Raw genomic sequence first — 17608 nt, forward strand, 5'->3', positions numbered from 1 at the left:
TTTTTATTAATCACATGGAGTGAGAATAATGCGAATAAATTTGAGTCAGGCTTTACTGTTAGTTTCAGCGGTAGGTTTAATTCCTATTTCATTGTCTTATGGTGTCAGCCCGTCAAATAGTTTGGGTTTTCTGTACGGTATTAATGTTGATAGCGTAAGTGAAACCCATATTTACAGGGCAGTAATGGGGCTTTATATCTTCAACCTTATTTACTGGCTTTTAGGGGCAATTAAGGAAAGCTTTAGAGAGTCCGCCCTGATTGTTATGACTGTTTTTATGTTTGGATTGGCGGCAGGAAGACTGCTTAGTCTGGTCGTTGACGGTTATTCACACTGGCTATTTGTCGCCTATTTTGCTCTCGAAGTGATCATCGGAACCATTGCATTATTTCTTGTGTTAAACAACCGAAAATCATCAAGCTGAAGGCGAGACATACCAGCCAATATTATCGCGCCTCCTCATCTAAGAGCCTTTCTGGTTGTCTGGCTCTTACCTTCCTGTCATCGGACAACAATGTATCTATACTGACAATATCGGGCTGTTAAATCACAGGCCGATTCGTTACCAGTGAATTAGCTGAATGTGAAATGCGTTTTGAGGTGAACTTGCCTCTATTGATGTCGCTAAACAGTCGACGCTAAACATGATTTCAGCTAATAGGTTAGCTTCACCGGCAACGATAGATGACATGTCAGGAGTAACGTCGTCATGAATATACGCTCTCCCGCCGTGGCTGGTCGTTTTTACCACGACTCACCACAACAGCTGGACCACCAACTGTCACAATGGCTGACAGCCATTCCCGACGTATTACCGTTAAAAGCACTCATCGTCCCCCATGCAGGTTACGTTTTCTCTGGCAAAGTGGCAGCCGAAGCTTACCAGTACCTTAAAGCAACGGCAGATCAGTTTGAGCGTGTGGTTTTGGTTGGGCCGAGTCATCACTTCGGGTTTAATGGTGTAGCCGTGCCAGAAGCTGATTATTTTGCGACACCACTAGGAAACGTGTCTATCGACAAAGAGCACGTGGAGGCTCTGTCTCAACACCCAATGGTGCAAGTGTCTGATCACATGCATGACAGCGAACACAGTCTCGAAGTGCAGATCCCGTTTTTGCAGTGTTGCCTCAAACACTTCACCTTATTGCCAATCGTGTATTCACGGATAAACTCAGACCAACTCGCTGACCTCGTTGATACTCTCTGGCATGACGATAGCACCTTGCTGGTGGTCAGTACTGACCTCAGTCATTTTCACACCTACAGCGAAGCCTGTGCACTTGATGGCGACACCTGCCAGCGAATCCAATCATTTGATGCAAGTATCACACCTCATGAAGCCTGCGGTGCGACAGGGGTGAACATGCTTTTAAAGCTAGCCAGGCAGCGTAACTATCGTTTAACTCAGATTGATTATAAAAACTCTGGTGATACCGGGGGAAACAAAAATAGGGTGGTGGGCTATGTCAGTTACCTTATCTGCGCAGTATGATCGTCAGGATCTGTCACAGCTTATCGAGATCTCTCGATCTGTGCTTACCCAACATTTTAATAATGATCCGCTGAGCTTGCCTGAGCCAGCTATTTACAGCGAGAAGTTACTCAAACCAGCAGGATGTTTCGTCACACTTGAGGTGGATCATCACCTTCAGGGATGTATTGGGGCAATCAGCAGCGTGTTACCTTTGATTCATGAAGTGCACAATAAAACCTTGAGTGCAGCCTTTCAGGATCGGCGTTTTCAACCCTTGGTTTATGAACAGCTCGCCAAGTTATCCATTGAGGTTTCCGTGCTCTCCTCGCCAGAAAAGCTAGAAGTTCACTCAGAACAAGGCTGTCTTGATTTCCTCGAAGAAAATAAAGTGGGTGTGATCCTCTCATGCCAGCGATATAGGTCGGTATTTCTGCCTCAGGTGTGGGAGAAACTTCCTATCCCCTTTGACTTTATCGTCGCACTCAAGAAAAAAGGGGGGATGGATGAGCACGACTGGCCAGACGATATGCGGGTCGATGTGTTTACCGTAGACAGCGCGCAGGAAGATTTTCAGTGAATCTTTTTAGTGCCCCATTTCGTTAAGCTTTTGGACTAGGCCGCAATAAATCTGCAATAGAAAGACTTAAAACAGAGTGTTAGCTAACCTGCCACATTCATTTATTGGCAGGAAAGCAGTATGAAATCCTACAAGGCATATCTTTTTGATCTCGACGGAACACTGGTCAACTCAGAGCCTCTTAAAGGCAAAGCCATTGCCATGGCATGCCGCGATTTGGGCGGTGACGTAAACTTTAATCACTATAAAACCGTGATGGGTCAGGACTGGCCGACAGTGACGGGCCATTTCTTCCGACTTGGCAACATCTCACCGACCATGGAAATGTTTAACATGCATTTCAGAACGCATTATGAAGCTCTGTTAGCGGAGAAGCTGTCGCTTAATCCCGGAGTTGAAGCCTTTCTCAGCCATATAAAGGCAAATAACAGTCGATGTGCAGTTGTCAGTTCAGCGGCGGCATGGATGGTTGATCGAATTTTGACTCAATTGCAGATGACACAGTGTTTTGATTTGGTGATCTCTGCAGATGATGTCAAAAAGCACAAACCTCACCCAGAAGCTTACCTGATTGCACTCAGTAAATACGGTGTGACTGCATCTGATGCATTAATTTTTGAAGACTCACAGGCTGGATTGGAAGCGGGCAAAGCGGCGGGCTGTGATGTGGTTGCTATTCAGCATGGTTTTAATATTGAAAATGACCTCAGCAGTGCATCAAGTGTGGTGTCTGATTTTACCTCGTTGATCAACCGTTAACTAGGCAACTTGAAAAGCGGCTTTGAGCACTCTTGTACTTATCAGATCCATGTATCGTGAGTGTCTCGCATAATTTTAAATTTCTGATGAACACAAAAAAATAACTGTGTATTAATACAGTCATTATAAAACAGAAAGTACGAGGAGCAGTTGTGATTCAGGAATTTATTAATGAGGCATGGGGCTACCACGCAGATGACCCGGAGCGGGTTGCGGCCGAGCTGGAGGCGTTGGATTTAGAGGAAATGGAGCTATCTCTTCTCGCCCCCTTATTTGCGCTATCAAATCACACTGTGGGTGAGCACCTCAATCAATGGCCGCGAGCGTCAGCATTGGCAGAAAAAGCCGCCGAGCAATTTGATAAGGTTAAGCTAGAGCCGCGTCACTGGAACAGATTGTCAACTGCTGCATTTATGGCAGGAAACTTGGTGCGAGGACATGAAGCAGAGCTAAACAGCATGTCCGTTGCTGGTGAGGACAGTGTCGCAGCTGTCATTGAAAATAAAGTCTTTATCACTGCTGCGCTTGTGGCTTCAGGTCTGGTTTCTGAAGCACTCAGTGTGTTTACTGTAGTAAAAACACTGACAGAGAAACGCACCGATACACATTATGCTGATCGCTCCGTAGCCATTGCTACCAATGGTATTGCCAGTGATTTAGTTGAGCTTGAAGAAAGAACGCCAGAGCAAGATCAAATGATGAGTGAGGCGGCACATCTATCACTTCACAGTTGGCGAAAGTGTGGAACCTGGATCAATGACGTAAGAGGTCTCTACCTGCTGAGCTATGTTGAAAATGCTCGTAGCCGTCATCAGCTCGCGATTGATCATGGCCTTGAGGCATTATCAGTCCTAGAAAAAAATGGCGGAGACGATGTTGAAGAAGCATTTGTCAGGCTTGAGCTTGCCCGTGCTTATCAGTTGTTGGCAGATAAGCATTCGGCAGGCGAGCATCTGGACGTTGCGGATACATTGGCAAATAAATGGGAAGACAAGGGTTTAGCTGACTTCTACCAAAAAGAAAAAGCGAAATACTTTTAACTACCAGACACAGCGACTTTCCACTGAACTTATTGTGTTGAGTAGAGTCATAGACAGCTTAAGCCTTAATTTACCGAGTAAACCTCGGGAAAATGGCTTAATATCGCTATCGATAACCAAGCCGTTTGGCGTTTCGCCGCGCCAGACTGCCTAATGCTGACTGTACTTAACAAATAATTCTGGATGTATTGCCATCGCAATGCATCCATGTGGAAACCTCATGTCGACTCTTCTTTCCCGGCTGATACTTGGTCTCAGCCTGATTTTGGCATTGTGCTCTCAGGCACATGCTGCAATTCCTGACTCATCACTCAAAGGCGCGGCCTGCTTTATTTCTGATACCAAAAGCCGTGTGCTGGTCGTGATGGATTATCTTAACCGTAAATACTCGATTCCTGGCGGCTACATTGACCGGGGCGAAACCCCTGCCGAGGCAGCAGCAAGGGAAGCCTTTGAGGAAACAGGTCTTAAAGTGGCCGTCGGCAAGCCATTGATGACCACAGACAGTGCTGTGATTTTTGATTGTTTTACCGATGCACCAATTCCAGTGTTCGAGCGTGATGGTAAAGCGACCATAGCAGCATGGCATGCCCCGGATTTTTCCCGTGAGATCAAATATGCCAATTTCGTTGAACCTTCGACGAATCTCATCAAACACAGCCGATACCCGGAACAGGCTGAAATGTTCAAACATTGGATGGTGTTGTCGTCGCCGAGTCTGATTCAGTCCCACGACGATTTCAGTGATAACGCCAGCCCTTTTTTCGTGCAGCAGGCTCAGATTAATGAAAGATTCCAGTCATTCATTGCTGGCTTACCTTCACCCTTGTCCGGCCTTGCGCAGCAGTTTTTTAAACACGCCCACCTGATAGGTAACAGCGTCTTGTTTGGGGTATTGATGCTAGCAGGTATGATAACTGGCGGAATGCGTCGTTTATCCTCGGCACTTTTGGTAGCGATGCTGACCGTGATTGCAGTTCAGGTCACCAAGCTGATATTTGGGGTGCCACGACCAATGCAGATATTTCCGGCATTACAATTGGCTGACGCATCCGGTTTCTCAATGCCAAGCGGGCACACTACCACTGCCTTCGCAGTATGGCTGACATTCTGGAGCTGGTTCGCTAAAGAAAGTGAAAATAAGCGCTTTTGGTTACTCACCGCACTGGCTGGCGGGGTAATTGTTGGTGCCAGTCGGGTATATGTAGGAGCACATTATCTTACTGATGTCACAGCAGGGGCAGTGTTCGGTACGCTGGTCTTTGTGCTATCGCAGTGGCTATCAAAAGAAAGGGCAAACGGGAACACTTTGTCGCTTCATCCAGTCGTTTGGTTAGCAATGGCGGCCATTCTGGTTCCGGCAGCTGCATATTTCTCATTCCCTGTATTGATCATTGCGGCGGTTGCCACTTTGACTATTGCTGGTGTGTTGCAGGTAATGAAGTGCGCTAATCCCGGCTTGCTTAGACAATCTATGTCGCTAAAAAGGATTATAGAGACGCTCTCGCTGCCTGCTGTTATTGCTGCTGCTGGGCTGATAGCCAGCCTGTTCAGTCGCTCAAGCCTGCTGACCCTTGAGGTGATGATTGTGGTGGTTATGCTAAGCGCATCATGGCTGGTGGGTTACCCGCTGTATCAGGCCAAAAGAGCGTCCCGCCAATAACCCAGGATAGAAATAAAAACAGGAGCCTAAAGGCTCCTGTTTTTTTAATGGTATGTTGCGCGTGACTTATGCGGTCGCTTCAACGGTATCCACTTTGTTGCTGTTCCAGCAAATCATCAGACCAACGGTGACCATCAAAGTAGCCATCATCATCGCGGTGGACACAGTGACGAGACCGTAAGCTGCCATTGCAGATACTGCGCCGCTGGCGATGAAGCAAACCAGAGTTTGCAGGAAGTTCAGCATACCCGCTGCAGTTGCACTACAGTTTTTAAATCCTTCCAGCGCCTTGTTCACTACGATAGGGTAGATAGCACCGTTCGCAGCTGCCATGAAGCAGAAAGGGATCAATACTGGCCAGATAGTTGTCACTTCTGTTTTTGTTGCAACAAAATAGATAACAGCAATGCTGACCACAAACAGTGCGATGAAGCCAGGCAGAATTGCGCCACCATCGAATTTGTTGAGCAGAGCACGGCAACCGTAGCCGCCAGCGATAAAGGCGATGGTTTGCGGTACGTAACTCATGCCGATGTCCGCACCGTCATAGCCCATTTCTGTCATTACAAACGGTGAGCCAGTCAGCCATGCAAAGAATGCAGCAGAGCAGCCAGCAAAAATCATCATGTTACCGATGAATTTTTTTGAGCCTAGAATTTGGCGATAGTCGGTCGCCAGTTTCTTAGCCATATTCTGCTCTTCATCGCTATTCGTAACAGGTGCACTCTCTGGTTGGCGTAATGTCGCCATCACCAGAATCACACCGAGCACAGCAAGCACGATAAAGATGCTACGCCAGCCAAGGTGAGCTTCAATCGCAGCGCCAGCCAGTGGGGCTAATGCCGGTGAAAGCGCAACCAGCGGCATGATAGTCGCAAAAATGCGTGGTGCAGTTTCGCTGTCATAGCGGTCGATCACTACGGCCTGCCAAATCACCGCTGCACTACATGCGCCCAGTGCCTGAACGAAGCGAGCAACCAGAAGTACTTCAATGCTCTGTGCTGCAAAACACACCAGTGTTGCTGCAGTAAACAAAGCCATACCACCAACAAGCACCTTAATACGGCCAATACGGTCAGAAAGTGGGCCGTAAGCAAGTTGGCCGATTGCCATACCTAAAAGGAATACACTCAGTGTCAAACCAATCATTGATTGGCTGGTTCCCATCTGTTGACGGATATCTTCAAATGCCGGAAGGTACATATCAGTCGCCAGAAAACCTAGCATGCTGAGTGCGGCAAACCAAATCATGGTGGTCATTGGAACAGATTGTTTCATAGTTTTTATCTTTGTATTTGTTTCGATGCAGCGCAGTCTAGAGATTGTGAAATCTTTTGTGAAACGCTAATATTTCGTCACTGCCATCAAAAAATTTGATTCAACATGTTTTCATATCAAGATCTCATCGTTATCGACACGGTTGCCCGGCTCGGAAGCTTTGCTGCTGCGGCTGGCGAGTTACACAAAGTACCCAGCGCAGTGAGCTATACCGTACGGCAAATAGAACAAAATCTAGCGGTAGAATTGTTTGAGAGGCTTCATCGCAGTGTAAAACTGACGCCTGCGGGCAAATATTTTGTTGTTGAAGCAAGATCACTGATTAAACAAATGGAAACGGTGCGCCAGCAAACACAGCGGGTAGCGAATGGCTGGACCCGGACCGTCTCGCTGGCACTAGACAATGTGGTGAGAGAAGACAGGGTTAATTCTTTAGTCGGTGATTTCTATGATGCGTTCCCCGATGTTGAGTTATTGCTGACGATGGAAGTCTTTAATGGGGTCTGGGATGCGCTGGCGTACGACAGAGCCGACATTGCGATTGGTGCGACAGCGGCCATACCGGTCAACGGGCCATTTAGTTATCGCGATATGGGTAAAATTGAGTGGTGCTTTGTTGTCAGTCCTGATCATCAACTGGCTGGTGAAAATAAGGCACTTGAGAATGAGGAACTGTCAGGCTTTCCGTCAATCTGTCTTGAAGATACCTCCCGTATATTGCCCAAACGCAGTACCTGGCTACTCGATAACCAGCGTCGTCTCACTGTACCCAACTGGCACAGTGCCGTGCAATGCTTCTGCTCAGGGTTGGGAATTGGGGTAATGCCGTCACACCTTGCCCGGCCGTTGATTAAGCGTGGTCAACTGATAGAGAAAGCCTTGGTCGATCCTGTCACTTCAAGTGCCTGTTGTATTGCATGGCGGACCGATAAAGAAAATCCAGCAATAAGCTGGATCCTCGATTATCTTGGCGATTCAGAACAGGCACACCGCGAATGGCTGGCTTAAGTATCGTGCTCTGCTGTCGTATTTAGGGTAGCGAACCCCGCCCATATTCGGGTAAAGGTAGTAACCCAACACAAGGCACCAAACACCCATGCGAGAGTGCTGAAATGAGCGGGAAACAGGCAGAACAGGACAAAGCAGACAATGGTCTCTGTTCCCTCAGTTAACCCACCGATGTAATACAGGGATTTGTTCTGATAGACCGGATTATCAATATTGCGTTTGCTTGCCATGATGGCAAAAGCCAAAAAGCTGGAGCCAGTGCCCATGAATGAGAAGATCAGAAACGCTGCAGCAACCGCATTCATCGCCGGATCAGCCAGCGCAAAGGCAAAGGGCACCATAGAATAAAACAGAAAGTCGAGGGTGATATCGAGGAATCCACCTGCATCTGTGATGCCCTGACGCCTCGCAAGCGCGCCATCAATTCCGTCAAATATTCGGTTGAGGGCAACAAAGAATAACCCCAGCCCATATTGTTCTAATGCGATGGCAGGCAGCGCCAGCATGCCAATCAAAAAACCAACCATGGTGGCTTGATTAGCGGTCATACCAATCTTGTCCAGTATTTCTGCGGTTTTGACCAGCGGCTGCCGGATCCAGACAATGGTATAGCGATCAAGCATGATCCCGACTCCTCTCGCTGTCTGTTGATGCATTGATATCAGGCCACTGAATACACAGTCTGGGATCTGGCACATCATCCTCATCGTGCGTAACCATCACGGCTGCGATTTGTCTTTGTGCAATTTGCTCGAAAACAAATGCCCGGAAAGCCTTGCGAAGCGGTTTATCCAGTTTACTGAACGGCTCATCAAGTAACAGGGCGGATGGGCCAGAGAGTAGGGTACGCATCAGGCTGATCCGCGCCCGTTGTCCACCAGAGATTTGATCGGGCATTTTGTTGGCAATCTCTCCCAGATTCAGTTCTTCAAGTGTTGCAATCGCCCTGATTTTTTTCTCACTTGCGCGGAGGTTAGCGCTGAGGCCAAATGCTAGGTTCTGCCAGATATTTAAATGCGGAAATAGCAGGTCTTCCTGAAATAAAATGCCAATGTGACGCTTTTCGGCATTGAGCGAGATGACGTTATCACCATTGAGTCGTACCTCCCCACTGCAATGAAACTCCGGAGCCAGATGTCCGGCTATTGCGCTGAGAAGGGTAGATTTACCGCAGCCGCTCGGACCCATAATAGTGAGCACAGTGCCTCTCTCTACCTGAAAAGAAAAGTCATTTAAAAGGCTCAGTCGCTCAGTGTTTATAGTCAGGTTTTTTACTGACAAAGTCATAAAGGCTCGCTTTTATCGACAGTAGGCGTCGAGTCTGATTAAAAGGGTCAGCGAAACGGCTGACCGCAATGGAAAAGGCAAAAAATAAGAAAGGCAGCAGGGCTTGCAGTAATCCGTACAACGCACTGACACGACGATCTTCACCACTAGCAAGGCTCACAGCCTCTGTGGTCAGGGTCATTATCCGTCCCGCACCGAGTAGTTGGGTAGGCAGATACTGTGCAAGGCTGACACTTGCGCCCACCGCCCATGCCAGAAGGATGGCGGGTAGAAGCAGGGGGAATTTTACCATCCACCACGCCTGCCATCGGCTTTTGCCAAGACTGACAGCAGTTTGCGTCAGTCGCCCATCATAGCTCTGCCAAGGTCCGTCTAACGCCAGATAGACATAAGGAAAGGCAAATAAAACATGCGCCCAGATAGTTGCTGGAACATGCCATGCGCCCGGCAACATATAAATCGAGATTTGAATACCAAATAGAATCGACAACTGAGGGATCAGCATGGGTGTGGCGATCACAAGTCTTGGTAATGACCTATGGTATCTGTCGCGATATTCAAGACAGGCGACACTGAGTAAAATGGCGGTTGTGGCTGAGATAAGCGCCAGAATCAGGCTATTGCTGGCAAGCTCCCACAGCTGCATCACTTCCTGTAGCCAAAACCGCAAACTTAGCCGTGAGGGCCAGAGATCAGGGAAAGACCATCTCAGGGCAAAAGACCATATTGCCAATATCGGCATGGTGGACAGTGAAACCACAGTGATCAACCGGAAAATTTGTTTTCCCGGAATATGAAACATTTTGGCCCCGGAAAACTGCCACGTTTGCCAGCGGTCGATACAAAACTGCTCAAGCAGGCGGTAAAGCATCAGTACCATCAGACACAAAGCAAAAAGCACCAGTGCTCCCATGGCTGCTCTCGGCAGCAGGCTGAGGTCTGGGTCGTTAAACCATTGCCAGACTAAAACCGCAAAGGTTGGTGGTGACGATGGGCCAAGGATCATTGCTACGTCGACGACCGATAGGCTGTAAGCCAGAACAGCGAAAACAGGAAAGCGCATTCTTCGCAGCCAGATGGGCAAAATCACTTTTAGCCAGCCAGCGCCTCTACTGTATCCAAGACTGCTGATACGGCGAGCATTTTGTCGACCTTCATCTGATGGAGCACCGAAATACTCATTAACAGTAAAAAAGGCGTTTCCTTCAGCGCAAGTGCGAGTGTAAGACCAATTCCCGCATTATCCTGAATCATTGACCAGCCCAGTGGCTCATCCTGACCACTGATGGCAGCAATGACACGGAAAAACCACCCAGAGGGGGTGAAGAGCAGTGAAAAACCAATAGCAAATGCCACATGCGGCATAGCAAGCAAAGGGGAAAGCAGTTGCTCTACCCGTTGCCATCCACGAGAGCCCCACCATGCCTGCAAAGTAATAAAAGTGAGCAGCAGAGCAAGAAAGCTGGCAATGACTCCGGACGTTAATGTAAGGGCTAGAGAGTGACTGACGCCCGGCCATGACCAGAGAGAAAACCAGCCCGACAAACCGGGCTGATTAAGGTCAAGGACTGGTAGAAATCCAATGGCGGTAAACACCACGCCGGCCAGCCCCGGTACTAAAGGAAAACAACAGACTACGAGTGTTGTTAGATAGAGCAGACGTAACACAAAAACCTCAGTAAATCTTTATTTTCCATAACGCTTTAGCCATGCTTGCTCGAGCGCAACTTGCCAGCTTGGATGCGGTTCTGGCTGCGACTTAAAGAGTGATTTTGCATTTTTGATTTTCACTACAGCAGGGTCGCCCCAGACGCTATTTTTCGCCTTGTGAGCTTGCGCCTGTTGGCTCAACATAAAGTTGATGGTGACCAATGCCCCTTCTTTTGCGTTGGCGTTAAACGGAATGGCAAGAAAGTGGACGTTAGATAACGCGCCTTTTTCAAAAGCGATGGTGCGGGTGGTGGGGGCCAGTGTACCGTTTTCTATACCTGCTTCGGCCGCATTAGGGTTAAATGCAATGCCGAGCAGTAACTCTCCATCATCAAGAAGTTGCAGTGTTTTTGGACCACTGGCAGGAAATTGCTTACCTTCTCGCCACGCGACAGGATGCAATGAATCAAGGTATGCCCAAAGAGGAGCTGTGACCGTTTCAAAACGCGATTGATCAACAGGCTTGTATAGAGGAGCAGTATCCGATGTCAGTTCAAGTAGTGCTGCTTTCAAGAAGCTGGAACCATGAAACTGTGGCGGTTTTGGGTAGGTGACTTTACCCGGAAACGCCTTGGCCAGACTCAAAAGTTCAGCAAACGAAGCGGGCGGATTGTTGAGCTTCTTGGTGTCATGAACAAATACCAGCTGACCAACACCCCATGGCGCTTCAAGACCATTCGTTGGTTCAGTGAAGTCCTCTGTCACGGGCAAAGACATATCAACATTAGACCAGTTTGGCAGTTGTTCTGTGAAAGGCCCATGGAGTAATCCATTCGACTTCATTGATTTAAAGTTTTCACCATTGATCCAGACCATATCGACACTGCCGCCATTTACCTTACCAGCGGCTTTTTCTGCGACAAGACGATTGGTGGTTTCCGCAATGTCGGACACCTTGACGTGTTTTAGCGTGACGCCGTACTGATCTTTTATTGTTGTTGCTGCCCATGAAATATAGGAATTAATGTTTTGGCTGCCTCCCCAGGCATTGAAATAGACCGTCTGCCCTTTGGCTTTTTCCTCAATGTCTGACCAGCTTTCAGAAGACTGCGCCGCTAAGGCTGGCGCAGTGGCGAGAATGGTTGAGGCGAAAAGAATCGTCTTTTTCATGATCTCATGTTTTCCTTAACATTTAAGGTGTGTTGAAGTGTTCAGCGATTACGCTGCCAAGTGTGATATTTTTCTACCCACTCAAGCAAACGCTTGGGAGCATTTTTCTGTTTCCAAATGCCAGCGGTGTATTTAGTGGCTTCACTCATGGTCGGATAAGGGTGTACTGTGCCCAGTATTTTATTGAGCCCTAGCCCGTGACGCATAGCCAATGTGAATTCAGCAAGTAAATCTCCCGCGTGGCTTCCTACTATTGTAGCGCCAAGAATTTTATCTTTTCCTTTTGGAGTGAGAACTTTAATAAAACCATGATCTTCGCCATCTGCAATGGCTCGGTCAAGATCATCAATACCATACAATGCGACTTCGTAGTCAATTCCCTGCGCTTTAGCTTCTTTCTCGTTGATACCAACCCGGGCTACTTCCGGTGCAGTGTAGGTGGCTGCAGGCATTACCGAATAATCCGCTTTGAATTTCTTAAAGGTGCCGAACAAAGCATTTACCGCTGCATACCAACCCTGATGTCCAGCGGCGTGGGTGAGCTGAAATGGACCACACACATCGCCTACAGCAAAAATATTGGGGTAAGTGGTTTCGAGGTACTCATTGACTTTAACAGTCTTACGCTCAGTTAATTCAACGCCCAACTCTTCAAGCCCAAAGCCAGTGACATTGGCTGCGCGACCTAATGCAACCATCACAGCGTCGAATTCAATATTGATTGTCTGTCCATTGTGGTCAAGAGTGGCGATCTGTTGGCCGTTGTCGTGGCTAAATTCTGTCGCTTTGTGCCCAAGCAGTACATTGACACCGTCTTCAATCAGCCCTTTGTAAACCAGCTCAGCGACATCGGCATCTTCACGGATTAACAGTTGGTCAGCCATCTCTACCAGCGTGACTTCTGAGCCCAGACGGGCGAAGCTCTGTGCCAGTTCACAACCGATTGGCCCGCCTCCCATCACTAACAGACGGGGAGGGAGGGCGTCCAGTGACCAAATTGTATCCGAGGTGAGGTAATTGACGTCTTTTAGACCGGGAATACCGGGGACTAAGGGACGCGCACCTGTAGCAATAACAATATTTTTGGTGGTGAGTACCTTGCCATTTATTTCTACTTCCCAAGGTGACAAGATCTTAGCTTCACCAATCAGACACTCAGCGCCTAAGCTGGTGTAGCGCTCGACCGAATCGTGCGGTTCAATTTTGGCAATCACATTTTTAATGCGGCTCATCACCTCAGGAAAATCGACTTCTGGTTTGCCGTCTATCTTGATACCAAACTCATTCGCACGCTGAATTTCTTTCAGCGCATGGCCTGAACGGATAAGGGCCTTTGACGGAACGCAGCCTGTGTTAAGACAGTCTCCACCCATCAAGTGCTTTTCAATGATGGTGACTTTCGCTTTTACCGCAGCACCAATATACGTGGTGACTAACCCGCCAGCACCAGCACCGATAGCGATAACATTGCGGTCAAAGCTGGCAGGCTTTTTCCAGCGACTGTAGATTCGACGGCGGTTGACAGTGTCAATGGCGAACTTGGCAATCAACGGGAATATGCCGAGCAGAACCAAAGAAATCAGTATTCCCGGTGAGATGATCCCGGCCAGAGAGTCGATTTGTGCCAGTTGGGTACCTGCATTGAGGTAAACCATGGTGCCCGGTAACATACCAAGCTGGCTGATCAAGTAGAAACGGCTGGTTTTTAATGGCGTTAAGCCCATCAGTAGATTTATCAGAAAGAAGGGAAACACGGGGATAAGACGCAGTGTCAGCAGATAAAAAGCGCCATCTTTTTCAATACCTTTATTGATCGAGTCGAGTTTGCTGCCGAATTTATCCGTAACCCAATCACGCAACATAAAACGGCTTACCAAAAATGCAATGGTCGCACCTATCGTACTGGCAAATGACACCAGCAGAAGGCTCCACCAGAAGCCAAACAGTGCGGCTCCTAACAGTGTGGTGATGGCTGCGCCCGGTAGTGAGAGGGCGGTGATCGTAATATAAGCAAAAAAGTAAATCAGGCTTGCAGTTAACCAGTTTTGTTCGATAACTTCATTGAGTGCAGCCTGCTGCTGTTTGGCATTTTCCAGTGTGAAATGTGTGTGGAGGTCGAAGCCGAACCAAATTGCGACAATTGCCACTATAATGCCTAAAATCGCCAGTTTTTTTGTATTCATTCTTTAATCCGTCAGAAGTTTGTCTGAAACACCCTGTTTCTCAGGCTTGCTTGCCCTGAGTAGTATATCAATCATGGTATAGAATTTTGCTTTTAGAACGTTCGGTTATGATGTTTTACACCGAATTCGATCTATTTGCCCTGCAAAATACTTAAAAGCCTTATGCTTTGGTTGATATGACATCAGCACCGGGTCGAGTAAAATATCGAGCAATATTGCTAAGAGGATTGACCGTAGCTTTTCTGGAAAACTTTCATCGTTGCATAATTTAATATTTAAAGTATTGATAATATTGGATAAAATTTTTGAAAATCACATAATAAACGTTGATCATTTGGCAAACGTGACGGTAAATGTCGGATGACGCGAAAGTATGAGGGTTCATCTATGTTGATGGCGGGAGATTTTTAATTTCGTATATGTACGGATGCTAAAATGATACAATTATCAAGAATGTAATTAATTAGAGGCAGATATATCTTGGTTTAGTTCGTTTTTCGGTTTTTCACGAATTCAGAGACATATCTTGTCTTTCGTTCTTTATCTTTTTACTCCTTAACACACACAACTCTACCCAGGTAATACGTTTTAATTAATTATTTCACTAGCTGGCGATTCATTTTTTCTCGTCACAACAAACGGGATAAATACAGAGATGGATTTTGATAGTTAGGATATATAGATGTGTCTGAGGTCTTTATATTTTTCCTATTTAGCGCGATGTGAGTATTAAGGTTATACACAATAGGAAGAATATTGAAAGACAAGAGCACTAAGCGGGAGAAAAGCGACCATAGTACTGAATGAACAAGTATTTTTCTTAAACCACATTATCCGGGCAGATAGGCTGAGTCTTATTCCCCATATGATGACGCAGATATTAATCACTGCAGAAAAAAAGACCAGTAGGGTAAGGAAAGAAGGTGCAAATATGCCGGATGTCAGAGTGAAATGAAAAAGAAAAGGCAATGCAAAACAGCAGAGCACTGTCAGTTTAAAGCGATTGGCGCACTTTTTTAGTTTATCTTCAAAAAATGAGCACTCGTTATCATCAAATATTCGATTTTTTGTCATTATCTTTTTCGTTAACAAACTAATTCTATTATCATTTAATAGTGTAAATTTCTTAAATATGTAAAATTTCAGCATAAAACATTGTTCAAATGATGATAGAGGTCACGAATTAACGATGATAGATTTTATTCAGTATTTCGATGAGAGAGAATGTAGATAAATTCGTGAGTATGCCTTTCGGCTACAAGAGAAATAAATAAGGGCTGACATTTATCAGCCCTTATTATTGATTAAAGTAATGCTAGTCGCTATTCACCCAGACGCTGCAGTAATTCCTGTTTGCGTTGAGGTGTTATTACTGACCAGTGCTTTCCTTCGAGAGCGCCTTCTAAGGCCCAAAGAACATCGAGACTGAGGCTATCAGAATGAGATTTACGCAGAGCAAGAAAAGCCTCCAGAGATCCTCGATTTTGTAGTTCTTCAACGCTTTCAATACCGGCTTTACGCAGCATGCGCTCTGTGGCCAGACGCAGGTTAGGGAGATCTTTGATTCTCTCTGGTCCTGTATTCTGTTTCACGGCTTGTGCTTTTTTCGCCAGAGTGAGCGATATTTTCGCCTGTCTCATCAATTCATTGGTGTCATTCCACCAAGTATTTGGTACCGCGTAGTATTTGGTAACGACAGGGAAACCACGCTTTTTATAGATATAAGGTGTCAGTTTCAGTTCTTTGAAACCGGCTTCATTCTCCTCTCCAGCTCTTAGGTGTAATTTGTCGTTAACAACAAGCGCGAACATTATTTTGTCGCAGAATACACCAAATCCGCCAAACATAGACCTGGATTTGATTTCACCAAGGTCTTTCATGAGTTCAATTGAGTTGTTCAGTGTTGATTTATCCATATGACTTCTTCTCGTTCAATCGATGCGTTCAATCAATGCGTTCCTGAAAGAATGGTCAAGAGGTAACGTATAAAGGCAATCTCGGAGAATTGTCATGAGCCATTTATTGGCACTTATTATGTTTACGTCCGGGCAGCCCCGCCGCCGTATTGAATAAATGAATAAACATTTTTTACGGCCGGTGGCTTTGCGTCCCACGCTTTCGCTGTGGTTTGCCTTTCACTTGACGAGAATCAGCTTATATCAATCCGCAAATTAAGTCGTTATTGACCACTCTAATATGTGTGACTCAAGTCAAATATTTATGATAAAAACCAGTTTACCTGTTACACATTAACAACACTGTTTCAACAGACACACCGTAAGTCTTTGAATCGCGAAACTGAGATAAAATGAGACATGCAGCCAATTTCGGTATGTTTTATAGCTGGTTTTCTAATCAAATACGAATTGATGCACGCAATATGAATAATTATAAATACAAAAAAAGCCTATTTTATAAACAGGCTTTTTCGGTTCAATTATGTAACATCGTTTACAAATTGAGATCTCTAACGCTCTGTCGAACCACTAGTTCAGGGTGCATCTCAAAGATTTGTTGTTCATTCTCTTTGTCAGCAATGCGGTTGAGTAGCAGTTTTATGGCAGTTTTGCCCAGGCGTTTTTTAGGTTGGTGAACTGTTGTTAGAGGTGGGGAGAAGAATCCGGCGAGATCGATGTTGTCGTAACCGATCACTGAAATATCTTCCGGAACGCGAACACCAGCTTCCTGAAGTGTACTAATAGTGGCAAGTGCCATGATGTCGTTAAAGCAGAACAGGGCGGTAGGGCGTTCTGACAGTGACAGAATTTGTTTGGCAGCATCGACAGCAGCATCACACTCGAAATCAGCTTCAACTAACCACTCAGGATTCACTTCAATATCGGCTTCTTCCAGTGCTTTCCTGAACCCATTCAGTCGCTCACTGCAAGTCAGTTTATCCATCTGCCCTGAAATACAGCCAATGTGTTTGTGACCGTTTTCAACAAGGTGCTTAGTAGCGAGGTAGCCACCCATTTCAGCATTGTCCTGAATGCAGTCTGCTTCTGAGACATGTTCAGTACCCCAATCCATAACGACCATGGGCAGAGGTTTTTTCTTTTCCAGCAACCCCATGAGCTCATCAGTCAGGTCAGAACACATGACAAGCAATCCATCAACGCGTTTTTCAGCCAACATACGGAGATAATCACGTTGTTTGGTTAGATTGCCCTCTGTGTTACAGAGGATCAGCGTGTAGCCCTCGTTGTAACAGTATTCTTCAACACCATGCACAACCTCTGCAAAGAATGGATTGGTCGATTTAGTCACGAGCATACCGATAGTGCGGGTGGTGTTGCACTTAAGGCTGCGAGCAACGGCACTGGGTGCATAGTTGAGCTCGTCGACAGCATTCCATACTTTCTTCGTCGTCGATTCAGCAACAAATCGTGTTTTGTTGATGACATGCGACACAGTTGTTGTAGATACGCCTGCCATACGGGCGACATCTTTAATGGTGGCCATTGATTGTTCTTCTCTTTTTGGTCGGGACTACGCCGACAAGTGCAATAACACCGCCGG

The 17608-nt window shown here is 46.5% G+C and carries 14 protein-coding genes, 1 pseudogene and 1 riboswitch; of the genes and pseudogenes, 7 read left to right on the forward strand and 8 right to left on the reverse strand.

What is annotated here, in order from left to right; all coding sequences use genetic code 11:
• Nucleotides 1-28: 28 nt before the first annotated feature.
• From A8L45_RS19320 to A8L45_RS19345, 6 genes are all read left to right on the forward strand, one after another.
• A complete protein-coding gene (locus A8L45_RS19320) occupies nucleotides 29-424 on the forward strand; it encodes a DUF4345 domain-containing protein (protein ID WP_068905000.1) in 396 nt (131 codons plus the stop codon).
• A 285-nt stretch (nucleotides 425-709) separates the two neighbouring features.
• Nucleotides 710-1492, forward strand: a complete 783-nt coding sequence (gene amrB, locus A8L45_RS19325) for an AmmeMemoRadiSam system protein B (RefSeq protein ID WP_068905001.1) — start codon at nucleotides 710-712, stop codon at nucleotides 1490-1492.
• On the forward strand, nucleotides 1464-2051 hold the full coding sequence (amrA, locus tag A8L45_RS19330) for an AmmeMemoRadiSam system protein A (protein ID WP_068905002.1): 588 nt from the start codon (nucleotides 1464-1466) through the stop codon (nucleotides 2049-2051). Before amrB ends, amrA begins: the two co-directional genes overlap by 29 nt.
• Nucleotides 2052-2171: 120 nt before the next feature.
• A complete protein-coding gene (locus tag A8L45_RS19335) occupies nucleotides 2172-2810 on the forward strand; it encodes an HAD family hydrolase (protein WP_068905003.1) in 639 nt (212 codons plus the stop codon).
• 152 nt (nucleotides 2811-2962) lie between these two features.
• Nucleotides 2963-3850 carry a hypothetical protein gene (locus A8L45_RS19340; protein WP_068905004.1) on the forward strand — a complete coding sequence of 296 codons (888 nt, stop codon included), beginning with the start codon at nucleotides 2963-2965 and terminating at the stop codon, nucleotides 3848-3850.
• A 220-nt stretch (nucleotides 3851-4070) separates the two neighbouring features.
• Nucleotides 4071-5513, forward strand: coding sequence for a phosphatase PAP2 family protein (locus tag A8L45_RS19345; protein ID WP_068905005.1), 1443 nt, complete (start codon nucleotides 4071-4073; stop codon nucleotides 5511-5513).
• A gap of 66 nt (nucleotides 5514-5579) precedes the next feature.
• On the opposite strand, the gene punC is transcribed toward A8L45_RS19345, so the two are convergent.
• On the reverse strand, nucleotides 5580-6791 hold the full coding sequence (gene punC, locus A8L45_RS19350; protein ID WP_068905006.1) for a purine nucleoside transporter PunC: 1212 nt from the start codon (nucleotides 6789-6791) through the stop codon (nucleotides 5580-5582).
• Between the two features lie 105 nt (nucleotides 6792-6896).
• Here punC and punR point away from each other — a divergent pair, with 105 nt between their 5' ends.
• Nucleotides 6897-7799, forward strand: a complete 903-nt coding sequence (gene punR, locus A8L45_RS19355; RefSeq protein ID WP_068905007.1) for a DNA-binding transcriptional activator PunR — start codon at nucleotides 6897-6899, stop codon at nucleotides 7797-7799.
• On the opposite strand, the gene A8L45_RS19360 is transcribed toward punR, so the two are convergent.
• The 7 genes and pseudogenes from A8L45_RS19360 to purR form a co-directional block, all read right to left on the reverse strand.
• Entirely contained in the window at nucleotides 7796-8422 is a 627-nt protein-coding gene (locus A8L45_RS19360; RefSeq protein ID WP_068905008.1) for a CDP-alcohol phosphatidyltransferase family protein, read from the reverse strand. The two genes, punR and A8L45_RS19360, sit on opposite strands and share 4 nt — an antisense overlap.
• On the reverse strand, nucleotides 8415-9086 hold the full coding sequence (locus A8L45_RS19365; RefSeq protein WP_068905009.1) for an ATP-binding cassette domain-containing protein: 672 nt from the start codon (nucleotides 9084-9086) through the stop codon (nucleotides 8415-8417). Before A8L45_RS19365 ends, A8L45_RS19360 begins: the two co-directional genes overlap by 8 nt.
• Nucleotides 9049-10754, reverse strand: a pseudogene (locus A8L45_RS19370) (ABC transporter permease). Before A8L45_RS19370 ends, A8L45_RS19365 begins: the two are co-directional and overlap by 38 nt.
• 18 nt (nucleotides 10755-10772) lie before the next feature.
• Complete coding sequence (locus A8L45_RS19375) at nucleotides 10773-11906, reverse strand: ABC transporter substrate-binding protein (protein ID WP_068905010.1); 1134 nt, start codon at nucleotides 11904-11906, stop codon at nucleotides 10773-10775.
• A gap of 41 nt (nucleotides 11907-11947) precedes the next feature.
• Nucleotides 11948-14089 (reverse strand): dihydrolipoyl dehydrogenase family protein, encoded by a 2142-nt coding sequence (locus A8L45_RS19380; RefSeq protein WP_068905011.1) that lies wholly within the window; start codon nucleotides 14087-14089, stop codon nucleotides 11948-11950.
• Between the two features lie 1322 nt (nucleotides 14090-15411).
• A complete protein-coding gene (locus tag A8L45_RS19390; protein WP_068905012.1) occupies nucleotides 15412-16005 on the reverse strand; it encodes a TfoX/Sxy family DNA transformation protein in 594 nt (197 codons plus the stop codon).
• A 128-nt stretch (nucleotides 16006-16133) separates the two neighbouring features.
• Nucleotides 16134-16232: riboswitch (cyclic di-GMP riboswitch) on the reverse strand.
• A 308-nt stretch (nucleotides 16233-16540) separates the two neighbouring features.
• Nucleotides 16541-17551, reverse strand: a complete 1011-nt coding sequence (purR, locus tag A8L45_RS19395; protein ID WP_068905013.1) for an HTH-type transcriptional repressor PurR — start codon at nucleotides 17549-17551, stop codon at nucleotides 16541-16543.
• Nucleotides 17552-17608: the final 57 nt, after the last annotated feature.

Origin of the sequence: Veronia pacifica (assembly GCF_001707825.1) — a bacterium.
Lineage (GTDB): Bacteria > Pseudomonadota > Gammaproteobacteria > Enterobacterales > Vibrionaceae > Veronia > Veronia pacifica.

Excerpts from the sequence above, each read along its gene's own strand:
- A8L45_RS19375 (WP_068905010.1), bottom strand. The coding sequence starts at position 11,906 with ATGAAAAAGACGATTCTTTTCGCCTCAACCATTCTCGCCACTGCGCCA.
- A8L45_RS19365 (WP_068905009.1), bottom strand. The coding sequence starts at position 9,086 with ATGACTTTGTCAGTAAAAAACCTGACTATAAACACTGAGCGACTGAGC.
- A8L45_RS19360 (WP_068905008.1), bottom strand. The coding sequence starts at position 8,422 with ATGCTTGATCGCTATACCATTGTCTGGATCCGGCAGCCGCTGGTCAAA.
- punR (WP_068905007.1), top strand. The coding sequence starts at position 6,897 with ATGTTTTCATATCAAGATCTCATCGTTATCGACACGGTTGCCCGGCTC.
- purR (WP_068905013.1), bottom strand. The coding sequence starts at position 17,551 with ATGGCCACCATTAAAGATGTCGCCCGTATGGCAGGCGTATCTACAACA.
- amrB (WP_068905001.1), top strand. The coding sequence starts at position 710 with ATGAATATACGCTCTCCCGCCGTGGCTGGTCGTTTTTACCACGACTCA.
- A8L45_RS19390 (WP_068905012.1), bottom strand. The coding sequence starts at position 16,005 with ATGGATAAATCAACACTGAACAACTCAATTGAACTCATGAAAGACCTT.
- A8L45_RS19345 (WP_068905005.1), top strand. The coding sequence starts at position 4,071 with ATGTCGACTCTTCTTTCCCGGCTGATACTTGGTCTCAGCCTGATTTTG.
- A8L45_RS19335 (WP_068905003.1), top strand. The coding sequence starts at position 2,172 with ATGAAATCCTACAAGGCATATCTTTTTGATCTCGACGGAACACTGGTC.
- amrA (WP_068905002.1), top strand. The coding sequence starts at position 1,464 with ATGTCAGTTACCTTATCTGCGCAGTATGATCGTCAGGATCTGTCACAG.
- A8L45_RS19320 (WP_068905000.1), top strand. The coding sequence starts at position 29 with ATGCGAATAAATTTGAGTCAGGCTTTACTGTTAGTTTCAGCGGTAGGT.
- punC (WP_068905006.1), bottom strand. The coding sequence starts at position 6,791 with ATGAAACAATCTGTTCCAATGACCACCATGATTTGGTTTGCCGCACTC.
- A8L45_RS19380 (WP_068905011.1), bottom strand. The coding sequence starts at position 14,089 with ATGAATACAAAAAAACTGGCGATTTTAGGCATTATAGTGGCAATTGTC.